Below are 25,776 nucleotides of genomic sequence, written 5' to 3'. Positions count from 1 at the left end.
CTCCGCCCGACCGGAGCATCAGTTCGATGAGCGGCTATATCCTGCGGCGACTGCTCCTGATGATCCCGACTATCGTCGGCATCATGGGCATTTCCTTCCTGGTCATACAGTTCGCACCCGGCGGGCCCGTCGAGCAGGTGATCGCACAACTGACGGGCCAGGGTGACAGCGCCGACCAGCGCCTGACGGGCGGCGGCGATCTCGTCGGCCAGCAGCAGTTCGGGGCGGACGAAACGAGTTCGAAATATCGCGGTGCGCAGGGTCTCGATCCCGAACTCATTGCCAAGCTGGAGAAGCAGTTCGGCTTCGACAAGCCGCCGCTCACACGCTTCGCCGAGATGATGTGGAACTATATTCGCTTCGATTTCGGAGAAAGTTTCTTCCGAAACACGTCTGTCGTCGACCTGATCGTTGAGAAGATGCCCGTCTCGATTTCTCTCGGTGTATGGATCCTGCTCATTTCCTACGCGATCTCGATCCCGCTCGGCATCAAGAAGGCGGTGGAGGACGGCTCGCCCTTCGACGTCTGGACGTCCGGGGTCATCGTCATCGGCTACGCGGTTCCGAGCTTTCTTTTCGGTATCCTGCTGATCGTGCTTTTTGCCGGCGGTTCCTTCTTCGACTGGTTTCCGCTGCGCGGACTCGTCTCGGACAATTTCGCCGAGCTTTCCTGGTGGGAGAAGATCGTCGACTATTTCTGGCACCTGACGTTGCCGCTGATCGCACTCTCGCTTTCGGCCTTCGCCACCACGACCCTGCTCACCAAGAATTCGTTCATCGACGAGATCAAGAAGCAGTACGTGATCACGGCACGCGCCAAGGGGCTCTCCGAGCGCCAGGTGCTCTACGGCCACGTTTTCCGCAACGCCATGCTGATCGTTATCGCAGGCATTCCGGGCGCCTTCATCTCGGCCTTTTTCACTGGCTCGCTGCTGATCGAGAATATCTTCTCGCTCGATGGCCTCGGCCGTCTGGGCTATCTGTCGGTGGTCAATCGCGACTATCCGATCGTCTTTGCCACGCTCTACATCTTCTCGCTGATGGGCCTCTTCGTCGGCCTCGTCTCGGACCTGATCTATACCTGGATCGATCCGCGCATCGATTTCGAACGGAGGGACGTCTGAGATGTCCGTTTCCGAACCGATCGCGGTCAAGGGTACCGTGGGGCCGGGCAGGAAGCCCTGGCTTTCTCCAACCAACCGCAGGCGCCTCGAAAACTTCAAGGCCAACCGGCGGGGCTTCTGGTCCTTCTGGATCTTCATGATCCTCTTCGTGCTCAGTCTTTCTGCCGAGTTGATCGCCAACGATCGGCCGCTCGTTGCTTCTTATAAGGGCGAACTCCTGTTTCCGGTTCTCGTCGACTACCCGGAGGAGAAGTTCGGCGGTTTCCTGGCGGTCACTGATTACCGTTCACCCTTCGTCGCCGACGAGATCAATGCCAACGGCTGGATGGTCTGGCCGCCGATCCGCTACTCCTATCGCACGGTAAACTCCGAGATTCCCCATTCGGCGCCGACGCCGCCCTTCTGGCTGATGAGCAAGGAGGAGCGCTGCAAAGGCTATCCGCTGGGCGCCGATGATCCGGGCTGCGTACTCGGGAACCTCAACTGGCTGGGCACCGACGATCAGGCCCGGGACGTCACGGCCCGCATGATTTACGGGTTCCGCATTTCGGTGCTGTTCGGTCTTGCGCTCACCCTCTGTTCGGCAGTCATCGGCGTCACGGCCGGTGCCGTGCAAGGGTACTTCGGCGGTTGGACGGACCTCCTGATGCAGCGCTTCATCGAGATCTGGTCGTCCATGCCGGTGCTCTACATCCTGCTCATCATCGCGGCGATCCTGCCGCCCGGCTTTTTCGTTCTGCTCGGCATCATGCTGCTCTTCTCGTGGGTGAGCTTCGTCGGGATCGTCCGCGCCGAGTTCCTGCGGGCCCGCAACTTCGAATATGTGAATGCCGCCCGCGCGCTAGGGGTGGGCAACTGGACGATCATGTTCCGCCACCTCCTTCCCAATGCGATGGTTGCGACGCTGACTTTCCTCCCGTTCATTCTGTCTGGCTCCATCACCACGCTCACCTCGCTCGACTTCCTCGGCTTCGGCATGCCGCCCGGCTCTCCGTCGCTCGGTGAACTTATCGCGCAGGGCAAGCGCAACCTGCAGGCGCCGTGGCTCGGTCTCACCGCCTTCTTCACCATGTCGATCATGCTTTCGCTGCTGATCTTCGTAGGCGAGGCCGTGCGTGATGCCTTCGATCCGAGAAAGGCCTTCAAATGATGGAGGCGCTTCTTTCGGTCCGGGACCTTTCGGTCGCCTTCCGCCAGGGCGACGGAGAAACGCTCGCGGTCGATCGCGTGAGCTTCGACGTCCGGTCGGGCGAGGTCGTCGCCTTGGTCGGCGAGTCGGGATCCGGCAAATCCGTAACGGCGAACTCTGTCCTGCGACTTTTGCCTTACCCGGCGGCAAGCCATCCGTCGGGCGAGATCCTCTTCGAGGGTCGTGACCTGCTGAAGCTTCCAGAGACTGATCTTCGTCGTGTGCGTGGCAACGATGTCACGATGATCTTCCAGGAGCCGATGACTTCGCTCAATCCGCTCCACACCATAGAGAAGCAAATCGGCGAAGTACTCGCCCTGCATCAGGCGACGAGCGGATCGGCGGCGCGCGACCGGACGCTGGAATTGTTGCGTCAGGTCGGCATTCGTGATCCGGAGAAGCGACTTGCCGCCTATCCGCACGAGCTTTCGGGCGGGCAGCGCCAGCGCGTGATGATCGCCATGGCGCTCGCCAACCGTCCGAAGCTGCTGATCGCCGACGAGCCGACGACCGCGCTCGACGTTACCGTTCAGGCACAGATCCTCGAGCTCCTGCGTTCGCTGAAGGCCACCCACGGCATGTCGATGCTATTCATCACCCATGACCTCGGCATTGTCCGCAAGTTCGCCGATCGCGTCTGCGTCATGACCGGGGGACGTATCGTCGAAAGCGGTCCCGTTGAAGAAATCTTCTCGAACCCGCGGCATGCCTATACGCGTCATCTCCTGGCCTCCGAGCCGCGCGGCGAGCCTCCGCCGACCGATCCCGGCAAGCCGATCGTGATGGAAGGCAAGGACATTCGTGTCTGGTTTCCGATCAAGGCGGGTTTCCTGCGCAAGGTCGTCGATCACGTCAAGGCGGTGGATGGTGTCGACATGGTGCTCCGGGCCGGGCAGACGCTCGGCGTGGTCGGCGAATCCGGTTCGGGCAAAACCACACTTGGTCTGGCGCTCGCGCGCATGATTTCCTCGACGGGGCGCATCGGCTTCATCGGCCAGGAAATCGACGGCTATTCGCACAAGGACATGCGTCCATTGCGCAACCGCCTGCAGATCGTCTTCCAGGATCCCTATGGTTCCCTGAGCCCCCGCATGTCGGTCGGCGAGATCATTGCCGAGGGACTGAAGGTTCACGAACGCGATCTTTCTGCGGATGAGCGCGATGCAAGGGTCTGCTGGGCACTCGAGGAAGTGGGGCTCGACACCGCGACCCGGTGGCGCTACCCGCACGAGTTCTCCGGCGGCCAGCGTCAACGCATAGCGATCGCCCGCGCCATGGTGCTGAAGCCGCGTTTCGTCATGCTCGACGAACCGACCTCTGCGCTCGACATGAGCGTACAGGCGCAAGTGGTCGACCTCTTGCGTGACCTGCAGAAGCGCCACGACCTCGCCTACCTCTTCATCAGTCACGATCTGCGCGTCGTGAAGGCGCTTGCAAACGACGTCATCGTCATGCGCGCAGGGCAGGTGGTGGAGCAGGGGCCGGCCGCGGACATCTTCGGCGCGCCAAAAAACGAATACACACGGGCTCTGCTCGCCGCGGCCTTCAATCTCGAGGCGGTCAGGACCGCCGCAATCAGTGAGTAGCAGGATAAGGTATCCCATGGCCGAGAAGAGCCCCGTCGTCATTGATCTCAAGTTCGGCCGTGCCAGCGTCATGGCTGCGCTCACGAACGCCTTCGCCGGCCGCGAAGTCATCGATATGGCGCTGCCCGAAAATGCCGGTCGCGATCTGAGCGGCATTCCCTATGCGGTGGTCTGGAAGCCGGACCCGCAGCTCTTCGTTCGCGCAAGCGGCCTGAAAGTGATCTTCTCCGGTGGAGCCGGTGTGGATCACATTCTCTCGGCCTATGACTTGCCGGACTTGCCCGTTGTGCGCTTCGTGGATCGCAGCCTGACCGACCGCATGAGCGAATGGGTCGTGCTGCAGGCGCTCGCCCATCTGCGCCGCGTTCCGGCCTATGCGATGCAGCAGCGAGCGCGGGTCTGGCGCGAAATCGATCCGCAGCCGGAGGCGCGCGATCTGACCGTCGGCGTTATGGGGCTGGGCGTTCTTGGTCAGGACTCAGTCCGAAAACTCAAGGTCATGGGCTTCGACGTCATCGGCTGGTCCCGTACCGCGAAGCTGATCGAAGGTGTCGAGACCTTCGATGCCGCCGGCCTCGATGCATTCCTCGGCCGGACCGACATCCTTGTCGGCCTGTTGCCGCTCACGCCCGATACGCGGGGCATTTACGACGCGCGTCTGTTCGCCCGGCTGCGTCAGGGCGGTGCGCTCGGCAAGCCGGTCTTCATCAATGCCGGGCGGGGCGGCAGCCAGGTCGAGGCCGATGTTATTGCCGCGCTTGAAAACGATGTCCTCGGGGGAGCTTCGCTTGACGTATTCGAACAGGAGCCGCTTTCCACGGAAAGCCCGCTGTGGGGCATGGAAAACGTGATTGTAACGCCGCACGCAGCCGCCGCCTCCGACGTCAAGGCCCTGTTTGCTCATGTCGAGGAACAGATCGAGCGGTTCGAATCGGGCATGCCGCTCCAGCATGTCGTTGACCGCAAGGCGGGCTACTGACCTCGGCCATGTGTTTGCGGGGAATATTGGCCCCGGCCGCGTCGTGGCCGGCAGGCATAAGTCTCCGTTCTGCTATGGACTTTGGCAGCGGTTTTTTCGATAAGGTTGCGTCGGAAGCAGTCGACCCTCTGGCCGGCTCGTGAACTGGCGGCCTGACCCGGCCGTTCCTGGCAGGGCGGACATCCGATGACCAAGACCGATATCGCAAGCCGTGTGTACAACCACACCTGGAAGCTCGATCCCATTGTCCGAAGCCTGATCGACACCGACTTCTACAAGCTTCTGATGCTGCAGATGATCTGGAAACAGTATCCGGACGTCGACGCCACCTTCAGCCTGATCAACCGGACGACGACCGTACGTCTCGCCGACGAGATCGACGAGGGAGAATTGCGCGAGCAACTCGATTATGCCCGCTCGCTGCGCCTCACGAAGAAGGAGGCGATCTGGCTCGCCGGCAACACGTTCTACGGCAAGTCGCAGATATTCGAGCCGGAGTTTCTGAGCTGGTTTGCCGATTTTCAACTCCCGGAATACGAGCTGTCCAAGAAGAACGGTCAGTACGTTCTGCACTTCCATGGACGCTGGAAGGAGACCACGATGTGGGAGATTCCGGCGCTTTCGATCATCAATGAGCTGCGCTCGCGTGCCGTCATGAAGTCGCTGGGTCTCTTTACGCTCGACGTACTCTATGCCCGTGCCAAGGCCAAGATGTGGGCGAAGGTTGAACGCCTGCGTGACCTCCCGGGATTGAGAATCTCCGATTTCGGTACGCGCCGCCGGCATAGTTTCCTCTGGCAACGCTGGTGCGTCGAAGCCCTGAAGGAGGGGATCGGCCCCGCCTTCACCGGCACCAGCAACGTCCTGCTCGCGATGGACTCCGACCTCGAGGCGGTCGGCACCAACGCCCACGAATTGCCCATGGTCCTGGCGGCGCTTGCACGGAACGACGCCGAACTCGCAGCCGCTCCCTATCAGGTGCTGCGCGACTGGAAGCAGCTCTACGGCGGCAACCTGCTGATCGTGCTGCCGGATACGTTCGGCACAGCGGCCTTCCTGCGCGATGCGCCCGACTGGGTTGCCGACTGGACCGGGTTTCGCCCTGACAGCGCACCGCCCATCGAGGGTGGCGAGGAAATCATCGAGTGGTGGCGGAAGATGGGCCGCGATCCACGCCAGAAGCTGTTGATCTTTTCGGATGCGCTCGATGTCGATGCGATTGTCGACACTTATCGGCATTTCGAGGGCAGGGTCCGGATGAGCTTCGGCTGGGGAACCAATCTCACCAACGACTTTGCAGGCTGTGCGCCGCGCGAGATCGAGAGCCTGAAACCCATCTCGCTCGTCTGCAAGGTGAGCGAGGCCAACGGCCGACCGGCTGTCAAACTCTCCGACAATCCGCGCAAGGCGACTGGCGATTCCGCGGAGATCGAACGGTACCTGAAATTCTTCGGCGGCGTGGGTCGGGTCGAACAGCCTGTCGTCGTCTGATCGCCGCCTTGCCAAGCGGATCGAGGCGCCTGTAAACTGCACGTGAGGAGCTTGCGAAACGGGAGGATCGGCCGATGGACATGAGCGGAACGGAACGTATCGAGGCGCCGATCGGCGCCGTCTGGCAGGCCCTGAACGACCCCGGAATTCTCCGGCAGGCCATCCCCGGCTGCGAGAGCCTCGACAAGACGAGCGATACCGACATGTCGGCGAAGGTCGTTTTGAAGATCGGTCCAATCAAGGCGAAGTTCGAAGGGGCTGTTGCACTTTCGAACCTTGACCCGCCACGCTCCTATACGATCAGCGGCGAGGGGAAAGGCGGAATCGCGGGCTTTGCCAAGGGCGGCGCCGAAGTCGCACTTGCGGCGGATGGAGAGGCTGCAACCATACTCACTTACAACGTCAAGGCCGAAGTCGGTGGCAAGATCGCCCAGCTCGGTAGCCGGCTCATCGACTCGACGGCCAAGAAGCTCGCAGGCGAGTTCTTCTCACGCTTCGCGGAGCTCGTCGTCGGTCAACCTATCTAGGCTCAGGCCTGCCGTTTGCTTGAAAGCGTAGAGGAAGATTAAGGGGAGATGGCGGACAGGGAGGGATTCGAACCCTCGGTACGCTTTCACGTACACACGCGTTCCAGGCGTGCGCCTTAAACCACTCGGCCACCTGTCCGTTTGACAGCCAGTATGCCGAAGAAGGCAATGCGGCCGGTCGGGCGCGATATATACCGAGGATTCGTCCGGGATCAACCTGAATCTGACAGAATTTTGACTTGCCCTTCCGAAACCCTATGTAATCATCACAGTGCGCCCTAAAGTGTCGCGGTACGGATGCGCGGACCGGCGGAGAAGAGATTGATACGTTTTTTGTTCCGCTTCCTGAGCCTGGTCGCGCTCTGCATCGCCGTTGTGGCGGGTATCCTGGACTCGATCGCCTCCGTCTCCGCCTCCGAGGTGATGGTTACGCCGCTCGGCATCGCCTGGCTCGAGCTGAGCCCCAATACGCTGAGTGTCGTCAGCGACACGGTACAGCGCGAGTGGGGACCCAATGCCTGGGGCTTTGCCATACGCTGGCTTCTGCCGCTCCCGGCTTTCGCAGTCTTTCTCGCCCTCTCGCTGATGCTGTGGATGATCGGATACAAGAGGCGGTCGCCCGCGGGGCGTTTTGCCGCCTGAGCCACAGCGCCGTTCTCGGGCGCAGAATGGAGATTCAGATGTTCCTGATCGACATGTTCAACAAGAAGATGACGATGCCGACGCCGGAGGCAGCCTTGCCCGGTCGGTCGTCGCCCATTCCGACGGCAACGACCCATTTCGTCAATGGTCGACCTCTGAAGGGGCCCTACCCGGACGGCATGGCGACCATCTATCTCGGCATGGGTTGTTTCTGGGGGGCGGAGCGCCTCTTCTGGCAAACGCCGGGCGTGTGGGTGACGGCCGCGGGCTACCAGGGTGGCTTCACGCCCAACCCGACCTATCAGGAAACAGTGACGGGACTGACCGGCCATGCCGAGGTGGTCAAGGTTGTCTACGATCCCGATGCAGTTCCGCTCGAAAATCTTCTCAAGATCTTCTTCGAAAATCACGATCCCACCCAGGGCATGCGGCAGGGAAACGACATTGGAACTACCTATCGTTCGGTGATCTTTGTCGAGGCCGTCGAAGACTTCGAGCGTGCGCAGAGGATGCGTGACGGGTTTCAGCAGGCGCTGATCGCGGCGGACCGCAAGAACACCGTTACTACAATGGTCGCGCTTGCTCCCGAGTTTTACTACGCCGAAGACTACCACCAGCAGTATCTCGCCAAGAACCCAGGGGGCTATTGCGGCCTGAAGGGGATCGGTGTGACCTGTCCCGCCGCGTAGCAGGTGGCGTCACCGCTTTGATCTGGTTTGATTTTTCGCGTCCGTGGCGCCCGTCGCACGGCGCGTCGACGAATCTTTACCAACTGAAAAAAACCGGATGAATTTTTCCAAAAGCCATGCAAGGATGCTGGCCAGCCGGGACCCATTGGGCGGGTCGGTGGTTCCGCAGTCGTGGGTGTCGAAGCGCTTGCGGGAGGACCCAATATGTTAATTAGAAAGAAAGAATAGGGCTAAGCAATGAAGAAAACCCTTTTGAGTCTGATTGCCTTGGCGGGCATGTCTGCAACAGCGCTTGCAGCAGATGTCAAGCCGGCGCTGGTCTATGGTACGGGCGGCAAGTTCGACAAGTCTTTCAACGAGGCAGCTTATGCCGGCGCGGAAAAGTTCAAGGCCGAGACCGGCATTGACTACCGTGATTTTGAGCCGACGGGCGATACCCAGGGCGAACAGGCGATCCGCAACTTCGCTTCGAAGGGCTACAACCCCGTCGTTGCCGTCTCCTTCGCCTGGACTTCGGCGATCGAAAAGGTTGCTGCCGAGTTTCCCGATACGAAGTTCGTGATCGTCGACTCCGTCGTCGATCTGCCGAACGTTCGCTCGGTAGTCTACAAGGAAGAGGAAGGGTCTTACCTCGTCGGCATTCTGGCGGGCATGGCCTCCAAGACCGGCAAGGTCGGCTTCGTCGGCGGCATGGATATCCCGCTGATCCGCAAGTTCGAATGCGGATACGAGCAGGGGGCCCGCGCGGCCAACCCGTCCATTGAGGTCCTGCAGAACATGACCGGCACGACCGGTGCCGCGTGGAACGATCCGGTGCGTGGCGGTGAACTCACCAAGAACCAGATCGACCAGGGTGCGGACGTGATCTACGCGGCTGCGGGGGCGACGGGTCTCGGCGTGCTGCAGACGGCGGCGGATAACGGCAAGCTGTCGATCGGCGTCGATTCGAACCAGAACCACCTGCACCCGGGTTCGGTGCTGACCTCGATGGTTAAGCGTGTCGACCTCGCCGTCTACAACGCCTATGCCGATGCCAAGGCTGACAAGTTCGCCGCCGGCACCCAGGCCCTCGGCGTCAAGGAAGACGGCGTTGCCTACGCCTTGGATGACAACAACGCCAAGCTCGTCACCGAAGACATGAAGGCGGCTGTCGAGAAGGCGAAGGCCGACATCATCGCCGGAACCGTCAAGGTTCACGATTACATGTCGGACAATTCCTGCCCGAAGTGATCTGAACTGCGGGCGCAGGGCGGTCTCTTCGACCGCACTGCGCCCTTACTATGTCTAGGGGACCCGGAATGAACGCAACGAGTCAGGCGCCTGCGATCGAACTGATCGGAATCGACAAGAAGTTCGGCGCGGTGCATGCCAACAAGAATATCAACCTGACGGTTGCCAAGGGGTCGATCCACGGCATCATCGGCGAAAATGGCGCTGGCAAATCGACACTGATGTCGATTCTTTATGGCTTCTATCAGGCCGACAGCGGCGCGATCCACGTCAATGGAAGACCTGTCGCCATCCGTGATAGTCAGTCCGCGATCGCTGCCGGCATCGGCATGGTGCATCAGCATTTCATGCTGGTCGAGAATTTTACGGTCCTCGAGAACTTGATGCTCGGTGCGGAAGGGGGCGCGCTTCTCGGCAAGGGAACGGAGGCCGCGCGGGCTGCCTTGAAGAAGCTGGAAGAGGATTACGAGCTCGAGGTGGATCCGGACGCTGTCATCGAGGAATTGCCGGTCGGATTGCAGCAGCGCGTGGAAATCCTGAAAGCCATGTACCGCGGCGCCGAGATTCTGATCCTGGACGAGCCGACGGGCGTGCTGACGCCCTCCGAAGCCGATCACCTTTTCAAGATTCTCGGAGTGCTGCGCGATCAGGGCAAGACGGTCGTTCTCATCACGCACAAGCTGCGCGAGATCATGGCGATCACCGATACGGTTTCGGTCATGCGGCGTGGAGAAATGGTCGCGACCCGCAAGACGTCGGAGACGACGGTCGAGGAGCTCGCCGAACTGATGGTCGGTCGCCGTGTGCTCCTGCATGTCGAAAAGGGAGCCGCCAGGCCCGGCGAGGTATTCCTCTCGGTCAGGAACCTGACTGTCAAGGACAGCCGCGGCGTCACCATGGTTGATGACGTTTCCTTCGACGTCCGCGCCGGCGAGATCGTGGGCATCGCGGGTGTCGCAGGCAACGGACAGAGCGAGCTTCTCGAAGCTATAACCGGAATTCGCAAACCGACCTCCGGCGAAATACTGATCAACGGCGAGCCGGTCGCCGGCTTCGATCCGGCACGACTGCGCGGTCTCGGACTGGCCCATATTCCCGAGGACCGTCACCACATGGGCCTCGTGCTTCCGTTCGAGGAGAGCCTGAACGCCATCCTCGGCTACCATCACGACGAGCGCTATGGCAAAGGCCTGTTCCTGGATCCCGACGCTGTGCGCCGTGCCGCTCTCGACGAGATCGAGAAATACGACATCCGGCCGCCGAACTCGCGACTGAAGACCGCCAATTTCTCCGGCGGCAACCAGCAGAAGATCGTCGTCGCTCGTGAGATCGAGCGCGACCCCAAACTGCTGATCGTCGGACAGCCGACGCGCGGCGTCGACATCGGCGCCATCGAGTTCATTCATCGTCGTATCGTCGAAACGCGCGATGCCGGCAAGGCCGTGCTGCTGGTCTCGGTGGAACTCGACGAAATCCGTTCGCTCTCCGACCGTATTCTGGTGATGTTCGCCGGCAAGATCGTCGGCGAGAAGACGCCGGATACCGGCGAACAGACGCTCGGCCTGATGATGGCCGGTATTGCCGCTTGAGGTTGAGATGAGCACCGCTTCCGTACCCCTTCCGAACTGGATCAACTACGCGCTGCTGCCGCTGATCAACCTCATTCTCGCCTTTCTGGTCTCCGGTCTCGTCGTCTGGATAATCGGTGAAAATCCCTACGATGCACTGGTTCTGATGCTGCAGGGTGCACTCGGCCGCGGCGAGGGTATCGGTTTTACCCTGTTTTACGCCACCAACTTCATCTTCACCGGCCTTTCCGTCGCGGTCGCCTATCATGCCGGCCTCTTCAACATCGGGTCGGAAGGCCAGGCCTATGTCGGTGGACTTGGTGCGGCCTTGGTGGCGCTTTCCCTCGACCACTATGTGCCGTGGTATGTGACTATGCCGTTCGCAGTGGCCGCAGCGGCCGTCTTCGGCGCCGCCTGGGCCTTCATTCCTGCCTGGTTGCAGGCCAAGCGTGGCAGCCATATCGTCATCACCACGATCATGTTCAACTTCATCGGCGCGGCGCTGATGGTGTATCTTCTGGTCAACGTGCTGATCGTGCCCGGCAAGATGGCACCGGAAACGAGAACCTTTCTCCCGGGCGGACAGCTGCCGAAGCTTGACTGGCTGATGGCTCTGTTCGGGCTGAAGCTCGGTCCGGCGCCTTTCAACGTCTCGTTCCTGATTGCACTGGTGATGGGCGCGGTGGTCTGGGTGCTGATCTGGCGCACCAAGTTCGGCTACGAGATGCGAACCCTCGGAATCAGCCGATCAGCCGCCGCCTATGCCGGCATTCCGTACGTGAAGATCGTCGTCATCACCATGCTGATTTCCGGCGGACTTGCCGGCATGATGGCTCTCAATCCGGTCATGGGGGCATCGGCCCGTCTGCAGGTCGAATTTGTCGGCGGCGCCGGCTTCGTCGGGATCGCAGTTTCGCTGATGGGGCGCAACCATCCGGTCGGCATCGTGCTTGCAGCTATCCTGTTCGGTATTCTCTATCAGGGAGGAGCCGAACTCTCCTTCGATATGCCGAACATTACCCGCGACATGATCGTTGTCATCCAGGGTCTGGTAATCCTGTTTGCCGGCGCGCTCGAATACATGTTCCGGCCGGCGATCGTTCGCATCTATCAGCAACTGGCGAGAAGTTGAGGGCTGCTGTCATGGATTACTTCGATATTCTCGTCAGCATTCTCGGCTCGACAGTCCGTCTCTCCATCCCGTTGATCTTCACGGCACTCGCCGGACTGTTCTCCGAACGCGCAGGCGTGTTCGACATCGGACTCGAAGGCAAGATGCTCGCCGCGGCATTTGCCTCCGCGACAGCTGCCTATGCAACCGGTTCACCCTGGGTCGGCCTCGCTTGCGGGATCGCCGTATCGCTTGCCTTCTCGCTGGTGCATGGTTTTGCGTCGATCACCAATCGGGGCAACCAGATCGTCTCGGGCGTTGCGATCAACTTCGCGGCCGCCGGCCTGACTGCCGTCCTCGGCCAGGCCTGGTTCCGCCAGGGTGGTCGAACGCCCGGCCTGCCCGCCGACGCCCGCTTCGGCCCGATCATGCTTCCGGGCGCCGATGCGCTCCGCGAGGTACCGTTCGTAGGGCCGCTCTATGCGAATGTGATTTCCGGTAACAACCTGCTGACCTATCTCGCCTTCCTGGCGGTTCCGCTCTCCTGGTGGGTACTCTACCGCACGCGTTTCGGTCTGCGTCTGCGCGCCGTCGGCGAGAACCCGGGCGCGGTTGACACGGCCGGTATTTCGGTGACGTGGCTGCGTTACCGTGCCGTGCTCGTTGCCGGCTTCCTCTGTGGCTTCTCGGGCACCTATCTGGCGATCGCGCAGTCGGCGGCCTTCATCAACAACATGTCGGCCGGAAAGGGCTATATCGCCCTTGCAGCGCTGATCTTCGCAAAGTGGCGTCCGGTGCCTGTCATGCTCGCCTGTCTCCTCTTCGGCTTCCTCGATGCGCTCGCGAACTTCATGCAGGGCAAGTCGGTTCCGGGGATTGGCGAGGTACCGGTTCAGATCTTCCAGGCATTGCCCTATATCCTGACCTGCGTGCTGCTCGCCGGCCTCATCGGCTCGGCAAATCCGCCGAAGGCCGGTGGCGTACCCTATGTAAAGGAGCGTTGAGATGTCCAAGGATCTTTTCGAGGCAGCCCGCGATGCGATGAAATATGCCCACGCGCCCTATTCGAAGTTTCCGGTCGGCGCAGCGATCCGCGCCGACGACGGGAAGGTCTATGCCGGTGCGAATATCGAGAATCTCTCCTTTCCCCAAGGCTGGTGTGCCGAACCGACGGCAATCGGTTGCATGATCATGGGCGGCGGCAGGAAGATCGTCGAAATGGCGGTCATCGCCGAAAAGCTGGCGCTCTGCCCGCCTTGCGGCGGTTGCCGTCAGAAGATCGCCGAATTCGCCGGACCCGAAACCCGCATCTATCTCTGCGATGACGGCGGCGTACAGAAGACGCTGACGATGGACGAGCTTCTGCCTTTCGCGTTCAAGACGGAGAGCCTTGGATGAGGGATGTCATCGATCTCCTTGTCGAGAGACTGAATGGCCTGATGCCGCGTTATGGCATCGTTCTCGGCTCCGGTCTCGGCTCGCTGGTGGACGAGGTCACCGATCCGGTGCGCATTTCGTACAGTGATCTGCCGGGTTTTCCCGTCAGCGGCGTCTCGGGTCATGCCGGCGAACTGGTGGCGGGGTGGCTGGACCGTGTCCCTGTGATCATGCTCGCCGGACGCGTCCATTATTACGAGAAGGGTGATGCCGGTGCGATGCGCCTGCCGATCCAGGTCTTGAAGGGCTTGGGCGTTCAGTCGCTGATCCTCACCAACGCCGCTGGATCGCTGCGGGAGGATCTGCCGCCGGGCTCGGTGATGCAGATCACCGATCACATCAATTTCTCCGGCCGAAATCCATTGATCGGCGAGGAGCGCGACGAACGCTTCGTTGGAATGACATCCGCCTATGACGGCGAACTCGCCGCGGCGATGCGTAACGCGGCGGCCGCGGTCGACGTCCCGCTCGCGAGCGGCGTCTACATGTGGTTCTCTGGCCCGAGCTTCGAAACGCCGGCGGAAATCCGCATGGCGCGGATACTCGGCGCTGATGCCGTCGGGATGTCCACCGTGCCGGAAGTGATCCTCGCCCGCTTTTTCGGCTTGCGTGTCGCTGCGGCGTCGGTGATCACCAACTACGGTGCCGGCATGACGGGTGCCGAACTCAGCCATGAAGAAACCAAGGACATGGCGCCGATCGGCGGCAGGCGACTGGCGGCAGTACTGAAGGCGATGATCGCGAGCGAAGGAGCTGATCTTGGAAATCCATGAACTGAGAGCGAATGCGGCCGTCGCGTTGTCCTTGCTGGACCTGACGAACCTCAAGGATGAGTGCACGCCGCAGGCGATAGTCGAACTCTGCGCCAAGGCGCAGACTGCGTATGGCCACACCGCAGCCATCTGCATTTGGCCGCGCTTCGTGGCCCAGGCGCGTGCGATTCTTGGTGCAGACAACCCGGTCAGGATCGCGACCGTCGTCAATTTTCCCTCGGGCGAGCTTTCGGTTGCCGAGGTGGTGGCCGAGACGGCGGACGCCATTGATGACGGCGCGGACGAGATCGACCTCGTCATCCCCTATCGCGCGTTGATCGCCGGCAACGAGGCTGCGGTGACGGAGATGGTCGAGGCCATTCGGGTTGCCTGCGGTGAGCGTGTGCTTCTCAAGGTGATCCTGGAAACGGGAGAGCTAAAGGAGGCGAGCCTCATTCGCCGTGCATCGGAGCTTGCGATTGCCGCAGGGGCCGATTTCATCAAGACATCAACGGGCAAGGTCGCCGTGAATGCCACACTGGAGGCCGCCGACATCATGTTGCTCGCCATCCGCGACAGCCGGCGCAAGGTAGGTTTCAAGCCGGCGGGCGGCGTATCGAGCGTTGCCGATGCGGCGCTTTATCTGCGGCATGCGCGGACCATCATGGGGGACGACTGGGTTATGCCGTCGACCTTCCGGTTCGGGGCGTCGGGGCTTCTGGACGACATTCTCTCGATCCTCGGCGAGGGCCAGTCCCTTGAAGAAAGGGCGGGGTACTGACGGATGCTGCCTCAGGAAGTTATTCGTCGCAAGCGCGACGGCGCCGTGCTGACGAGCGGAGAGATATCGGAATTCATCGCCGCTCTCAGCAATGACACCTTGTCGGAAGGCCAGATTGCCGCTTTCGCCATGGCGGTCTTCTTCCGCGGTATGACGGCGGAAGAGATCGTCGCCCTGACAGTCGCGATGCGTGATTCGGGTGAGGTCCTCGCCTGGCCCGAAGTGGGGCGACCGATCGCCGACAAGCATTCAACCGGAGGCGTCGGCGACAACGTATCGCTGATGCTTGCGCCGATCGCAGCCGCTTGTGGTCTTGCGGTCCCGATGATTTCCGGGCGTGGCCTTGGCCATACGGGCGGTACGCTCGACAAACTGCAGTCGATTCCGGGCTACCAGGTCATGCCGGATGCCGCCACGTTCCATCGTACGGTGGAAGAGGTCGGCTGTGCGATCATCGGCCAGACCGGCGACCTCGCCCCTGCGGACCGGCGGCTTTACGCCATACGTGACGTGACGGCGACGGTCGAATCCGTTCCGCTCATCACGGCGTCGATCCTGTCGAAGAAACTGGCGGCGGGGCTCCAGACGCTGGTGCTCGACGTCAAGGTCGGCAATGGCGCCTTCATGACGAGTCTCGCCGAGGCCGAAGAGCTCGCAAGCTCCCTCGTTCGTGTGGCAAATGGCGCCGGCCTCAAGACATCGGCCTTGCTGACAGATATGAACGAGCCGCTCGCCGATTGTGCCGGCAACGCGATCGAGGTTCGAAACTGCGTCGATTTTCTGCTGGGACGGAAGGCGGGCACAAGGCTCGAGACGGTGACGCTGGCCCTGGCCGCGGAGATGCTGGTCAATGCAGGGCTGGCACCGGATGCTGCGACGGCGGAGACGAGTTGCCGCGGCGCGCTTTATTCGGGAAGAGCCGCAGAGGTCTTTGGCAGGATGGTCCGCGCACTGGGCGGGCCTGCCGACTTCATCGAGCGGTCGGATGTCCATCTGCCTGCAGCAGCAATCGAAATCCCGGTCTTGGCCGCCCGGGAGGGCTGGATATCAACCTGCGATACACGCGCACTCGGCCTTGCTGTCGTTGCACTCGGTGGTGGCCGCACCAAGCCCTCCGACTCGATTGATCCCCGCGTCGGGCTGAGCGGCTTGCTGCCGATCGGCACGCGGGTCTCGAAGGGAGACATGATCGCGACCGTCCACGCCGCCGATCATGACAGCGGTGAACGTGCCGCCCAGACGGTGCAGGCAAGTTATGCCATTGCGCAGGAGGATCCGCCCACGAGGCCCGTCATTCTGAAAAGGATGGCATAGGCTTTCGGTGTTTCGACCGGCGGTCAACGAGCCATGGTCAATGATCGGCGCTCCGCCTTGTAGCTGCTCAGGCGACTGAGGAAACTCATCCCGATCAGCGTGTCGGAGAGTGCATCGTCGCGCAGCACGAGGGCTTCAACGTCCTCGACCTTGATTGAGCCGACCTCGACACGTCTCAGCTTGATGATTGCTGCCTCGCTCCGGCCGTTGGCCGTGTTCACCGAATAGCGGAAATCAAGGGAGGCGGCGCTGTAGCCGAGACGGCGGGCAGTGCTTTCGTTGATTGCGACAGCGGACGCGCCGGTGTCGACCATCCCCTCGACCGGTTTTCCGTTGAGCTTGAAGAGGCCGCGATAATGACCCGCTGCATCTGCCTTCAGGACCGATGTGCCGGGCGAAAGGGCAGCGTTCTTGACGGAGGCCATTTCGCTCGCCACGGGAGCGTTCTCGAGTTTGCTCTGCCAGCTCTCGAAGGAAGACGACATCTGCAGGGCGACGACACCCGAGAGAAACACGAACATCAGACTGCGCATCAGCATGCTTGTCACCACTCTCGTGATTCCACGATGGAACCGGAATGGCCACAAGTGTTCGTGAAGTCGCCTGAAGAACTGGCTAACACGCCGACGAAAAGCGGCCGCCGGAGAAGTCCAGGCGACCGCTTTTCGGTCCGATGGTTAAGTTTGGTCTAATTCTACTTCGTTCCGTACATCCGGTCGCCAGCATCGCCCAGTCCCGGTACGATATATCCCTTCTCATTCAGGTGGCTGTCGATTGCCGCGGTGAAGACAGGTACGTCCGGATGCGCCTCACGAAAGTTCTTGATCCCTTCGGGCGCTGCGAGAAGGCAGAGGAAACGGATATTGTGGGCGCCGCGTTCCTTCAGCTTGTCGATAGCGGCGATCGAGGAATTTCCGGTGGCGAGCATGGGGTCGACGACGATGATCAGTCGCTCCGCGATGTCCTCGGGGGCCTTGAAGTAGTATTCCACCGGCTGCAGCGTCTCGTGGTCGCGGTAGACGCCGATATGCGAGACACGGGCGGACGGCACGAGTTCGAGCATACCCTCCAGCAAGCCGTTGCCGGCGCGCAGGATAGAAGCGAACACAAGTTTCTTGCCTTCGAGAATAGGCGACTCCATTTCGGCCAGCGGCGTCTCGATCGTCTCCATCTTCAGTTCGAGGTCGCGTGTGACCTCATAGCAGAGCAGTGTGGAGATCTCCCGCAGCAGCCGGCGGAAGCTCCCCGTAGAAGTTTCCTTGCGGCGCATGATGGTCAGCTTGTGCTGCACGAGCGGGTGATCGATGACTTTGACGCCGTCCATGGTTGTGCCTTCTCTTATTGTCTTGCGCATCAGACTGTTTTCCACGTTCCAGGCACGCGCCGCAAGGGGAGTGCGACGTTTTGGAAGATCATCCCCAGCTGTAGCCGGCCGATCGCGCGGGAATGCTCGCGGGGGACGCGGCACGGAGATTTCGCAGGTGTTACTCGCGTGCCATCGGGGTGGGTTCGAGTTGTGCCAGGAGAACCTTGCGCGTTTCTTCGTCGACGAAGGCAGCCTCGATCGCAGTCCGCGTCATCGCGTTGATTTCCTCGTCCGTGAAGCCCATTACGCGCGATGCCGTCTCGTATTCCTGCACGAGCGACGTGTGGAAGAACGGTGGGTCATCGGAATTCAAGGTGACGCGGACACCGGCGTTGACGAATTCCCGCAAGGGATGGCTGTCGTAGTCCGGGAAGACCTTGAGCGCGATGTTCGAGCCGGGACAGACCTCCAGGACTGTACCCAGATCGGCAAGCCTCTTCACGAGATCGGGCTCCTCGATCGCCCGGACGCCATGGCCGATGCGGGTCGGGCGAACGATCTCCAGAGCATCTGCGACGCTGAAGGCGCCGCAGAGTTCTCCGGCGTGGATGGTGATGCCGAGTCCGGCCTCGCGCACGATGTCAAAGGCAGGAGCGTAGTCGGCGACCCGGCCCATGCGTTCTTCGCCTGCCATATTGAAGCCCGTGACGAGCGGATGATCGAGCTTCGCGGCAAATTTCGCGCGGCTGACAACATTTTCAGGGCCGAGATGGCGCTCACCGACGATGATCATCCGGCATTCGATGCCGGTCTTCTCCTTGGCCAACCGAATGCCGGCAGCCAAGCCTTCGATATAGTCCAATGCCGGCAGTCCGACCGCCTCGCCGTGATCCGGCGAAATGAAGAGCTCGCTGTAGATCGTGTTCGCCGCAGCAAGGTCCATCAGATAGGTTTCGGCGAGAAGAGCGTAGTCCTCCGCCGTGCGGAAGACGGAAGCAACCGCATCGTAGCAGGCGATGAAGCTCGTGAAATCGTTCCAGACATAGACACCTTCACGAATGAAGCCGTCCGTGTCGATGCCGTATTTTTCGGCCTGCGTAAGGGCGAGCGACGGCGGAGCCGCGCCTTCGATATGGCAGTGCAGCTCTGCCTTCTTAAGATGCAATGTCAAAGAAAACTCCGTCCGTGCCGTCCGACAGGAATTCCGAGATGGGCGGCAACCGTCTCGCCGATGTCGCCGTAAGTACTGCGAATGCCGACCAGGCGCGACTTGATGCCCGGACCGAAAGCCATGATCGGCACGCGTTCGCGAGTGTGGTCTGTTCCCCGCCAGGTGGGGTCACAGCCGTGGTCGGCGGTGAGTACCACCATGTCGCCGGGGCGCAGCTTTCGATGAACTTCCGGCAGCCGTCGGTCAAATGCCTCGAGAGCGGCCGCATAGCCGGGTACATCCCGGCGATGCCCGTAGAGCATGTCGAAGTCGACGAAATTGGTGAAGACGAGATCGCCATCCTCGGCGCGATCGATGACGTCGAGCGTTGCGTCCATCAGCGCCATATTGCCGTTCGCCTTGGTAAGATCGCTGACACCCTGATGGGCGAAGATGTCGCCGATCTTGCCGACGGCATGCACCTTTCCGCCCGCCTCCACGATCCGGTCAAGAAGCGTCGGCTCCGGCGGCGGCACCGAGAAGTCCCTGCGGTTGCCGGTTCGCACGAAGGTCGCCGGTGTTTCGCCGACAAAAGGCCGCGCGATGACACGGCCGATATTCAGCGGGTCGACGAACTTGCGGACGATGCGGCAGAGGTTCAGCAGCCGTTCGAGGCCGAAGTGGCTCTCATGGGCGGCGATCTGGAACACAGAATCCGTCGATGTGTAACAGATCGGCTTGCCGGTCCGGATGTGCTCCTCCCCGAGGCGGGCAATAATCTCCGTTCCGGAGGCGTGGCAATTTCCGAGAATGCCGGGTAGCTCCGCCTCCCGGCAGATCGCTTCGACCAGCTCCGGCGGAAAGGCATCGCCCTCGGCCGGAAAGTAGCCCCAGTCGAACATCACCGGCGTGCCGGCGATTTCCCAGTGACCCGATGGCGTGTCCTTGCCGCGTGAAACTTCGCTGGCCGCGCCATGCAGCCCGAAGACGCGGTCTGGCATCGGCATCGCGGCCGGGGCCCGCCCGCTCGCCAGCTTCGCTATCGTCACCAAGCCCAGCGACGACATATTGGGAAGCGAGAGTGGCCCTGAGCGCAAGCCCTTGCGGTCGCCGGCTCCCGCCGCACAGAACTCAGCGATATGTCCCAGCGTATTCGCACCGTCGTCACCGTAGTCACGGGCGTCGGGTGCGCCTCCGACGCCGAAGGAATCGAGTACGAAAAGAAAAGCCCGTGCCATTGTCCACCCGAAGCTGCCGCGATCGACAGTCGAAATGCAGCAGAGAAAGCCTTGTATTCAAAGCGCATGCATAGCGCTTGAAGGGCGGCTTGGCAAATTGCCCGCGGCGCTGCGCTCAACAATCGGAGCAGGTGATCTCGGTGCCGACGCGCTGGCGATAATAGAAGTCCTTGCCGAGCGTAATGCTCTTGATCTCGCTGCCGGACATGTTCGGCAGGTACATGAGAAGCTCATGGGGGATGGTAAGTTCGGAATGGACGAGAAAAGTATCGGCAGAAAGCATGCTGGACGGCACGGTGATAGCATTGCCTGCGGCGTACGGAGTCGTTCCGTCGTTCGCCCATGACCACGCGACGGTCGCCTTGCTGCTGCCGTCGATCTTGATACCGGTGATCTTAAGACTGAGGCCGCTTGCTCCGTAGGGCACGAAGATCGCCTGCGCCACGTCGTCCATGGATGCAAGATAGGTCTTGTCGACGTTTGTCTGGCGGGTAACGAGATCGGCTACCGCGCTTGCGGCATTGGTAACCTTCTTGTTGACGCTGAGGCCGATCGTCAGTTCGAAGGAGACGAGGTACACGAAGATGAGAAGCGGCATGAGAAGGGCGAATTCGACTGCGCCCATGCCACTCTCATCGGCGGAAAAACGCCCGAATGCGTGGGTCAGACACTGTGAGACCCTGCGGGTGAAGGAGGTGCACTCGTGTTCCTTGCTGCAGTGGCCGGGAGCTTTCACGGATAGTCCTCGTTCTGGAAGGCGGTCGTCGCGACGATCAGGAAGTAGCTCGAACCATCGACAGGGCGGACGGTCGTGATGTAAGGACGGACGAGGTCGGTGAGAACGGTCCAGCGATAGTAGGCCCGCAGCATGTTGATCGATTTTGGTCCACCTGGACTGTATGCAAATGCGGACGTGTCGATATCGGCGAAGGCCGCCGTGGAAACCCGCGGGATCGTAGTCGGAATGTCGCTGAACTTGGTGAAGGTCCGGACATCGAGATAGAGCGAGGACGGCGTCGAAACCTCGGTTGCGGAGCACGCGATCATGATCGAGATCTCGTCGCAGAACGCTTGGCGAAACTCCACCGACGTCTTGTCCGTGGTTCGTCCGAGATTATAGGTGATCTTGCCGGTACGCAGCTCGCGGGCCAGCGTATTTGCGGCGTTGGTGACCAGTTGCTCGGCCGTAAACGCGGCAAAGGTCTCCAGAATGGCGAAGATGATCATGAAGTAGGGGATGGCTAGGATCGCGAACTCGATCGCCGCGGCACCGTCGCGCGAGCGCCGAAACCGCCGCCATATCCCTTTCTTGCGCTGCCGCTCGACCAAGCCGCCGCTCATGTCACTCGTGCCTGCATTCATCGCTTTCGACCAGTGTCTGGATGTCAAGCGGGCATCATCGCCGCGAAACCTTGATTTTTGGTTGCGCGAGCCTCGGAAAATTTAGTGAATTCTTCGGAATGCCGCCGGTCAGTGATCTACTGGGCAGCGGCGGAAGAGTCGCCAACCTGAGCATGGATCTCGCAGTTCGGTGTGCACGAGAGAACGGTACGTTCAGTTGCCTTGAAGACACGCACGGTATTGCCTTCGTCGATGGACACGAGGATGCGCTCGTCGACAATCGCGTTTCCGTCGGCATCGAGGAGAACGAGGTTGGTGGTTCCGAAGGCGCGGCCGGTCAGGACGATGGTCTTTGCATCGGCAACGGTGGCATCAGCAACTTCGGCATTCCCGACGATGACCTTGCTGACCGGACGATCGAGTTTGAGGACCCGCGCCTGATTCATATAGACACGCATCATCTCGTCTGCGGAAAGCGCCGGCGTGGCCAGACCGGCCGCCAGCATGCCGACGACAATCGAAAACGAACCGATACGGAGGATCATACCTGCGGGCCTTCTGTGCACTATGGGTAGCGAAACGCCTTCCTAAGGATGCTCGGGATTGGTGAATGAACGGTTAAATCGACGCATGCCGAATACCGCTGCCCGTAACCCCTGAAGATTTCTGGGTCCACCGGACGCGCAAAGCCAACATTGTTCACGAACGGGACAAGTCGGAATGACCATTGGGGCCTTGTCGTCCGGAGTGGCGTCGCGCCGCCAGCATGTCTTTATCCCGTTACATGCGGCGGTTGCGGAGCATTTTCTCGAATGCGCCGAAATACGGCAAGCCGTCGTTTACCAAACCTCGGGCTTCCGCGAATTCAGCCTTTGGTAACGTAGTTTTTTAAGCCGATGGCAATGGGCCAGCGTTAGTTTGCACTCATCCGAGCAACGGCGAACAGTTGCAGGAAGTGCTGAACAACCCTCTGCGGAGTTAGGAGAGACCCATGTCCAAGATTTTCGCTCGTTTCCTGAAAGACGAATCCGGCGCGACCGCCATCGAATATGGCTTGATCGCCGCCCTCATTTCCGTCGCCCTCATCACTGGTGCCACGACGCTCGGCAACAAGCTGAACACCCAGTTCCACAACATCTCGACCAAGCTCAACGCTACGGCGAGCTGATAATCTGGTTTGAGCAGATCCAAGGGCCGCCCTACAGGGCGGCCTTTTTTTATGGCAGTGTTCTTGTAGACGACCTTTCAGCAATTCTTCACCGCTGACTGCATAGGATGGATCGAGCGTCAGGATATTAGTTATGGTTGAAGCAATCATCTTCGTAGTGTTTCCGATCTGCCTCGCGTTGGCGGCATTTACGGATTTCTTCGAGATGACCATTCCGAATCGCATCCCGGCGATCCTTCTTGGTGCCTTCCTTCTCGTCGCGCCCTTTGTCGGGCTTGGCTGGTCTGATTTCACGCTGCACCTGTCAGCAGGCGTTCTCGTCTTTGCCGCAGGATTTGTCCTTTTCGCGTTGAACGTCATGGGTGGAGGAGATGCCAAGCTCTTGACCGCTGCCGCAATCTGGTTCGGCCTGACGAAGTCGCTCGTTGTTTTTCTCGCCTATGTCGGATACGCAGGCGGCGCGCTCACGATCCTCATCCTTATGCTGCGCGCCCAGGCCAATCTGGTCATTGCCCTGGGGCTTCCCGTTCCACACTCGATCCTGTCGGCCAAGAAGATTCCCTATGGGATAGCGATCGCCATCGGGGGGCTATCTGCGTACGCGCAATCGCCGCTGATGTTGCAGGCTTTGGAAAGCCTTCGTTAACCATCCGCGTAAGTCGGTCGTTAACCATAATTACACGAATTCCTGATCATTCTGAGGGGGCAATTCTCTGAGTCCCTCAAGGATCGATCATGAAGCCCGCCCGTGTCATCATTCTCTCAGTCGCCGTCGTGGCAGCCGGCGCCGCCGGCATGCTCGCCATGCGCATGTCGGGACCGAAGACGGTCATCATGCAGCAGACCGAGGCGGTGATGCAGAAGGAAGAGACCGTCAACGTCCTCGTGTCGGCGGCCAATTTGCCGGTCGGTTCCCGGCTGGACGAGAAGTCGATGCACTGGATGGCCTGGCCGTCATCAGGTGTCGTTGAAGGCTTCATAACGGAAAGCAACCGCCCGCAGGCTCTGACGGAGCTCGCCGGCGTCATCGTGCGCATGCCGCTTTTCGAGGGCGAACCCATCCGGCGCGAAAAGATCGCCGACTCCTCCGCCCGTGTCATGTCGTCACTTCTGCCGTCCGGCAAGCGAGCCGTCTCGACGGAAATCTCGGTCGCTACCGGCGCCGGCGGTTTCATCCTCCCGAACGACCGCGTCGACGTGATCATGGTCCGCTCGGACAAGAGCGGCAATGGCAGTGGCAACTATCTGACCGAGACGGTGCTTGCCAACGTGCGCGTGCTCGCCATCGACCAACAGGTTGAGGAGAAGGACGACGGCTCCAAATCGGTGATCGGCACCACGGCCACGCTCGAGCTGACACCCGACCAGGCCAAGGTCATAACCGTCGCACAGCAGATGGCCGATCGTCTGTCGCTGGCGCTGCGCTCCGTGGCCGACGCCCAGGAAGAAGATACGTCTGCCGCCGACTACCTGTTGAGCGGCAGCTCCGGAATGCCCGCGATCCAGGTGATCAAGAACGGCAATGTCGTGAAGGACGCCGAGGTAAAGATGCAATGAACGGGAACGCCAAGGTGACAGACTTCAGACACAGGATCCGGGCCTCGCTCGCCGGCGGCATCGCCTTCTCCATGGCGTTTTCCGGCATGCCGGGTAATATTGCTTCAGGCCTTTTCGACCTGCCGGCCGCATCGGCCGCATCTGAGAGTGTCATATCGATATCCAGGGTCGGTGCCGGCGCGCGGCGTACCGTCAAGCTCGGCCTCAACAAGGCCCTCGTCGTCGATCTGCCGACCGACGCTCACGACATCCTGGTCGCTGACCCGTCGATGGCCGATGCCGTGACCCGGACGTCCCGGCGCATCTATCTGTTCGGCAAGGCAGTCGGTCAGACGAACATCTTCATTTTCGGACCGAATGGTGAGGAGATCGTCAGCCTCGACATCGAGATCGAGCGGGATATCGCAGGCCTCGAGAACAACCTTCGCCGGTTTATCCCCGAATCCGACATCAAGGTCGAGATCGTATCCGACAACATCGTGCTGACGGGTACCGTTCGCACCCCGCAGGACGCGGAGCGGGCAGAGGGGCTGGCTCGCGCCTTCCTGAAAGGCGGCGAGGCGACCACCCGCAACGAGACGGCGACAAGCGGAAGCAGTGGCGACGGGGCTGTTGCCATCTTCGCGGAAGATCGGCAGGTCTCGCAGATCGTCAACCTGCTGACCATCGAGGGCGAGGACCAGGTGACGCTCAAGGTCACGGTTGCCGAAGTCAGCCGGCAGGTTCTGAAGCAGCTCGGTTTCAACGGAAGTGTTTCCGACGGCAGCAGCGGAATATCTTTCCAGAACCCGGCCAATCTCGGCAACGCAGTCAACGTCTCCAACGCGATCGGAGGTGTTCTCCCGACCGCGTTCGGTTCAATCGGCAGCTATGCGGTCAGCAGCTATCTCAATGCCATGGAGCAGGCGGGCGTCATGCGCACGCTTGCCGAACCAAGCCTGACGGCGATTTCGGGCGAGCGCGCCAAGTTCTATGTCGGTGGCGAATTCCGCCTTCCGGCAGAACAAGAGGTCTCCACGGATGCAGATACGGGCCAAACCACCGTTTCCCGGACGACCGACACAGTAAACTACGGGATCGAGCTCAACTTCCGTCCTGTCGTGCTGGCGCCCGGCCGCATCAGCCTGCAGATCGAGACGAACGTTTCCGAACCGACATACGAAGCCTCGGTCGTGACCGGCAACACCTCCCGTGGTATCCCCGGTTCGACCTACCTGTCGATCCGACGCCGCGAGGCCTCGACCTCTGTGGAACTGCCGTCCGGCGGTTCGATCGTGATCGCTGGCCTCGTTCAGGACAATATCCGCCAGGCGATGTCCGGTCTTCCCGGGCTATCAAAGGTGCCGATCCTCGGCACTCTCTTCCGCAGCAAGGATTTCCAGCGCAACGAAACTGAGCTGGTCATCATCGCGACGCCCTATCTCGTGCGGCCGGTTGCCCGTAACCAGCTCGCCCGCCCCGACGACAACTTCAACCCGGAAAACGACGGCGCGACCTTCTTCCTGAACCGCGTCAACAAGGTCTACGGCCGCAAGGAAGCGGACGTGACCGGCCGATATCACGGCACCGTCGGCTTCATCTACAAGTGATCGGAGA

The 25,776-nt window shown here is 61.0% G+C and carries 27 protein-coding genes and 1 tRNA gene; 20 read left to right on the top strand and 8 right to left on the bottom strand.

All coding sequences use genetic code 11. From position 1 onward, the window contains the following. The first annotated feature begins 26 nt into the window (after positions 1-26). From NHF53_RS02220 to NHF53_RS02195, 6 genes are all read left to right on the top strand, one after another. A complete protein-coding gene (locus NHF53_RS02220; protein WP_252832920.1) occupies positions 27-1,124 on the top strand; it encodes a microcin C ABC transporter permease YejB in 1,098 nt (365 codons plus the stop codon). A gap of 1 nt (position 1,125) precedes the next feature. After that, positions 1,126-2,274, top strand: coding sequence for an ABC transporter permease (locus tag NHF53_RS02215; RefSeq protein WP_252832919.1), 1,149 nt, complete (start codon positions 1,126-1,128; stop codon positions 2,272-2,274). After that, positions 2,271-3,899: an ABC transporter ATP-binding protein gene (locus tag NHF53_RS02210; protein ID WP_252832918.1), complete on the top strand. Its 1,629-nt coding sequence runs from the start codon at positions 2,271-2,273 to the stop codon at positions 3,897-3,899. The genes NHF53_RS02215 and NHF53_RS02210 overlap by 4 nt, the downstream gene beginning before the upstream one ends. Before the next feature lie 16 nt (positions 3,900-3,915). Then, positions 3,916-4,878, top strand: coding sequence for a glyoxylate/hydroxypyruvate reductase A (locus tag NHF53_RS02205; RefSeq protein ID WP_252832917.1), 963 nt, complete (start codon positions 3,916-3,918; stop codon positions 4,876-4,878). 186 nt (positions 4,879-5,064) lie between these two features. After that, complete coding sequence (gene pncB, locus NHF53_RS02200) at positions 5,065-6,369, top strand: nicotinate phosphoribosyltransferase (protein WP_252832916.1); 1,305 nt, start codon at positions 5,065-5,067, stop codon at positions 6,367-6,369. 74 nt (positions 6,370-6,443) lie between these two features. Then, on the top strand, positions 6,444-6,896 hold the full coding sequence (locus NHF53_RS02195) for a CoxG family protein (protein WP_252832915.1): 453 nt from the start codon (positions 6,444-6,446) through the stop codon (positions 6,894-6,896). Positions 6,897-6,945: 49 nt separating this feature from the next. Here NHF53_RS02195 and NHF53_RS02190 read toward each other — a convergent pair. Continuing rightward, a tRNA-Ser gene (locus NHF53_RS02190) sits at positions 6,946-7,035 on the bottom strand. Between the two features lie 185 nt (positions 7,036-7,220). Between NHF53_RS02190 and NHF53_RS02185 the strand changes: the two genes are divergently transcribed. From NHF53_RS02185 to deoA, 10 genes are all read left to right on the top strand, one after another. Continuing rightward, on the top strand, positions 7,221-7,538 hold the full coding sequence (locus NHF53_RS02185) for a hypothetical protein (RefSeq protein ID WP_252834885.1): 318 nt from the start codon (positions 7,221-7,223) through the stop codon (positions 7,536-7,538). Between the two features lie 38 nt (positions 7,539-7,576). Further along, positions 7,577-8,227 carry a peptide-methionine (S)-S-oxide reductase MsrA gene (gene msrA / locus NHF53_RS02180; protein ID WP_252832914.1) on the top strand — a complete coding sequence of 217 codons (651 nt, stop codon included), beginning with the start codon at positions 7,577-7,579 and terminating at the stop codon, positions 8,225-8,227. Between the two features lie 237 nt (positions 8,228-8,464). After that, positions 8,465-9,457 carry a BMP family protein gene (locus NHF53_RS02175; protein WP_114363731.1) on the top strand — a complete coding sequence of 331 codons (993 nt, stop codon included), beginning with the start codon at positions 8,465-8,467 and terminating at the stop codon, positions 9,455-9,457. Between the two features lie 68 nt (positions 9,458-9,525). After that, positions 9,526-11,046 (top strand): ABC transporter ATP-binding protein, encoded by a 1,521-nt coding sequence (locus tag NHF53_RS02170; RefSeq protein WP_252832913.1) that lies wholly within the window; start codon positions 9,526-9,528, stop codon positions 11,044-11,046. A gap of 7 nt (positions 11,047-11,053) precedes the next feature. After that, positions 11,054-12,157, top strand: a complete 1,104-nt coding sequence (locus tag NHF53_RS02165; protein ID WP_252832912.1) for an ABC transporter permease — start codon at positions 11,054-11,056, stop codon at positions 12,155-12,157. 11 nt (positions 12,158-12,168) lie between these two features. Next, the gene (locus NHF53_RS02160; protein WP_252832911.1) at positions 12,169-13,140 is read left to right on the top strand and encodes an ABC transporter permease; all 972 of its coding nucleotides are present in this window, start codon (positions 12,169-12,171) and stop codon (positions 13,138-13,140) included. Between the two features lies 1 nt (position 13,141). Continuing rightward, positions 13,142-13,534, top strand: coding sequence for a cytidine deaminase (locus NHF53_RS02155; RefSeq protein WP_252832910.1), 393 nt, complete (start codon positions 13,142-13,144; stop codon positions 13,532-13,534). Then, the gene (locus tag NHF53_RS02150; RefSeq protein ID WP_252832909.1) at positions 13,531-14,346 is read left to right on the top strand and encodes a purine-nucleoside phosphorylase; all 816 of its coding nucleotides are present in this window, start codon (positions 13,531-13,533) and stop codon (positions 14,344-14,346) included. Before NHF53_RS02155 ends, NHF53_RS02150 begins: the two co-directional genes overlap by 4 nt. Then, positions 14,333-15,106 (top strand): deoxyribose-phosphate aldolase, encoded by a 774-nt coding sequence (gene deoC / locus NHF53_RS02145; protein ID WP_252832908.1) that lies wholly within the window; start codon positions 14,333-14,335, stop codon positions 15,104-15,106. The genes NHF53_RS02150 and deoC overlap by 14 nt, the downstream gene beginning before the upstream one ends. A gap of 3 nt (positions 15,107-15,109) precedes the next feature. Then, positions 15,110-16,420, top strand: a complete 1,311-nt coding sequence (gene deoA / locus NHF53_RS02140; RefSeq protein WP_252832907.1) for a thymidine phosphorylase — start codon at positions 15,110-15,112, stop codon at positions 16,418-16,420. Between the two features lie 23 nt (positions 16,421-16,443). Here the strand turns inward: deoA and NHF53_RS02135 are convergent, their stop codons facing one another. The 7 genes from NHF53_RS02135 to NHF53_RS02105 form a co-directional block, all read right to left on the bottom strand. After that, positions 16,444-16,959: a TIGR02281 family clan AA aspartic protease gene (locus NHF53_RS02135; RefSeq protein ID WP_252832906.1), complete on the bottom strand. Its 516-nt coding sequence runs from the start codon at positions 16,957-16,959 to the stop codon at positions 16,444-16,446. A gap of 155 nt (positions 16,960-17,114) precedes the next feature. Then, positions 17,115-17,744, bottom strand: coding sequence for a uracil phosphoribosyltransferase (gene upp / locus NHF53_RS02130; RefSeq protein ID WP_112686250.1), 630 nt, complete (start codon positions 17,742-17,744; stop codon positions 17,115-17,117). Between the two features lie 160 nt (positions 17,745-17,904). Continuing rightward, positions 17,905-18,897 (bottom strand): adenosine deaminase, encoded by a 993-nt coding sequence (locus tag NHF53_RS02125; RefSeq protein WP_252832905.1) that lies wholly within the window; start codon positions 18,895-18,897, stop codon positions 17,905-17,907. Beyond that, positions 18,894-20,114 carry a phosphopentomutase gene (locus NHF53_RS02120; protein WP_252832904.1) on the bottom strand — a complete coding sequence of 407 codons (1,221 nt, stop codon included), beginning with the start codon at positions 20,112-20,114 and terminating at the stop codon, positions 18,894-18,896. The genes NHF53_RS02125 and NHF53_RS02120 overlap by 4 nt, the downstream gene beginning before the upstream one ends. Positions 20,115-20,229: 115 nt before the next feature. After that, positions 20,230-20,739, bottom strand: a complete 510-nt coding sequence (locus NHF53_RS02115) for a TadE/TadG family type IV pilus assembly protein (RefSeq protein ID WP_114363864.1) — start codon at positions 20,737-20,739, stop codon at positions 20,230-20,232. 107 nt (positions 20,740-20,846) lie between these two features. Continuing rightward, positions 20,847-21,455, bottom strand: coding sequence for a TadE/TadG family type IV pilus assembly protein (locus NHF53_RS02110; protein WP_252834884.1), 609 nt, complete (start codon positions 21,453-21,455; stop codon positions 20,847-20,849). 137 nt (positions 21,456-21,592) lie between these two features. After that, positions 21,593-21,961: a pilus assembly protein N-terminal domain-containing protein gene (locus NHF53_RS02105; protein WP_244658798.1), complete on the bottom strand. Its 369-nt coding sequence runs from the start codon at positions 21,959-21,961 to the stop codon at positions 21,593-21,595. 485 nt (positions 21,962-22,446) lie between these two features. Between NHF53_RS02105 and NHF53_RS02100 the strand changes: the two genes are divergently transcribed. The 4 genes from NHF53_RS02100 to NHF53_RS02085 all read left to right on the top strand — a co-directional run bounded on the left by NHF53_RS02100 (position 22,447) and on the right by NHF53_RS02085 (position 25,769). Beyond that, positions 22,447-22,623, top strand: a complete 177-nt coding sequence (locus NHF53_RS02100; RefSeq protein WP_252832903.1) for a Flp family type IVb pilin — start codon at positions 22,447-22,449, stop codon at positions 22,621-22,623. A gap of 133 nt (positions 22,624-22,756) precedes the next feature. Continuing rightward, on the top strand, positions 22,757-23,269 hold the full coding sequence (locus NHF53_RS02095) for a prepilin peptidase (protein ID WP_252832902.1): 513 nt from the start codon (positions 22,757-22,759) through the stop codon (positions 23,267-23,269). 89 nt (positions 23,270-23,358) lie between these two features. Continuing rightward, positions 23,359-24,180, top strand: a complete 822-nt coding sequence (gene cpaB / locus NHF53_RS02090; RefSeq protein ID WP_252832901.1) for a Flp pilus assembly protein CpaB — start codon at positions 23,359-23,361, stop codon at positions 24,178-24,180. Next, positions 24,177-25,769 (top strand): type II and III secretion system protein family protein, encoded by a 1,593-nt coding sequence (locus NHF53_RS02085; RefSeq protein WP_374590988.1) that lies wholly within the window; start codon positions 24,177-24,179, stop codon positions 25,767-25,769. Before cpaB ends, NHF53_RS02085 begins: the two co-directional genes overlap by 4 nt. The last annotated feature ends 7 nt before the right edge of the window (positions 25,770-25,776 follow it).

The organism is Ciceribacter sp. RN22 (genome assembly GCF_024054295.1).
In the GTDB taxonomy this organism is placed as follows: Bacteria; Pseudomonadota; Alphaproteobacteria; order Rhizobiales; family Rhizobiaceae; genus Allorhizobium; species Allorhizobium lividum.
The sequence above is the reverse complement of the archived record's forward strand: the minus strand, read 5'-3'. Positions and strand labels throughout refer to the sequence as shown.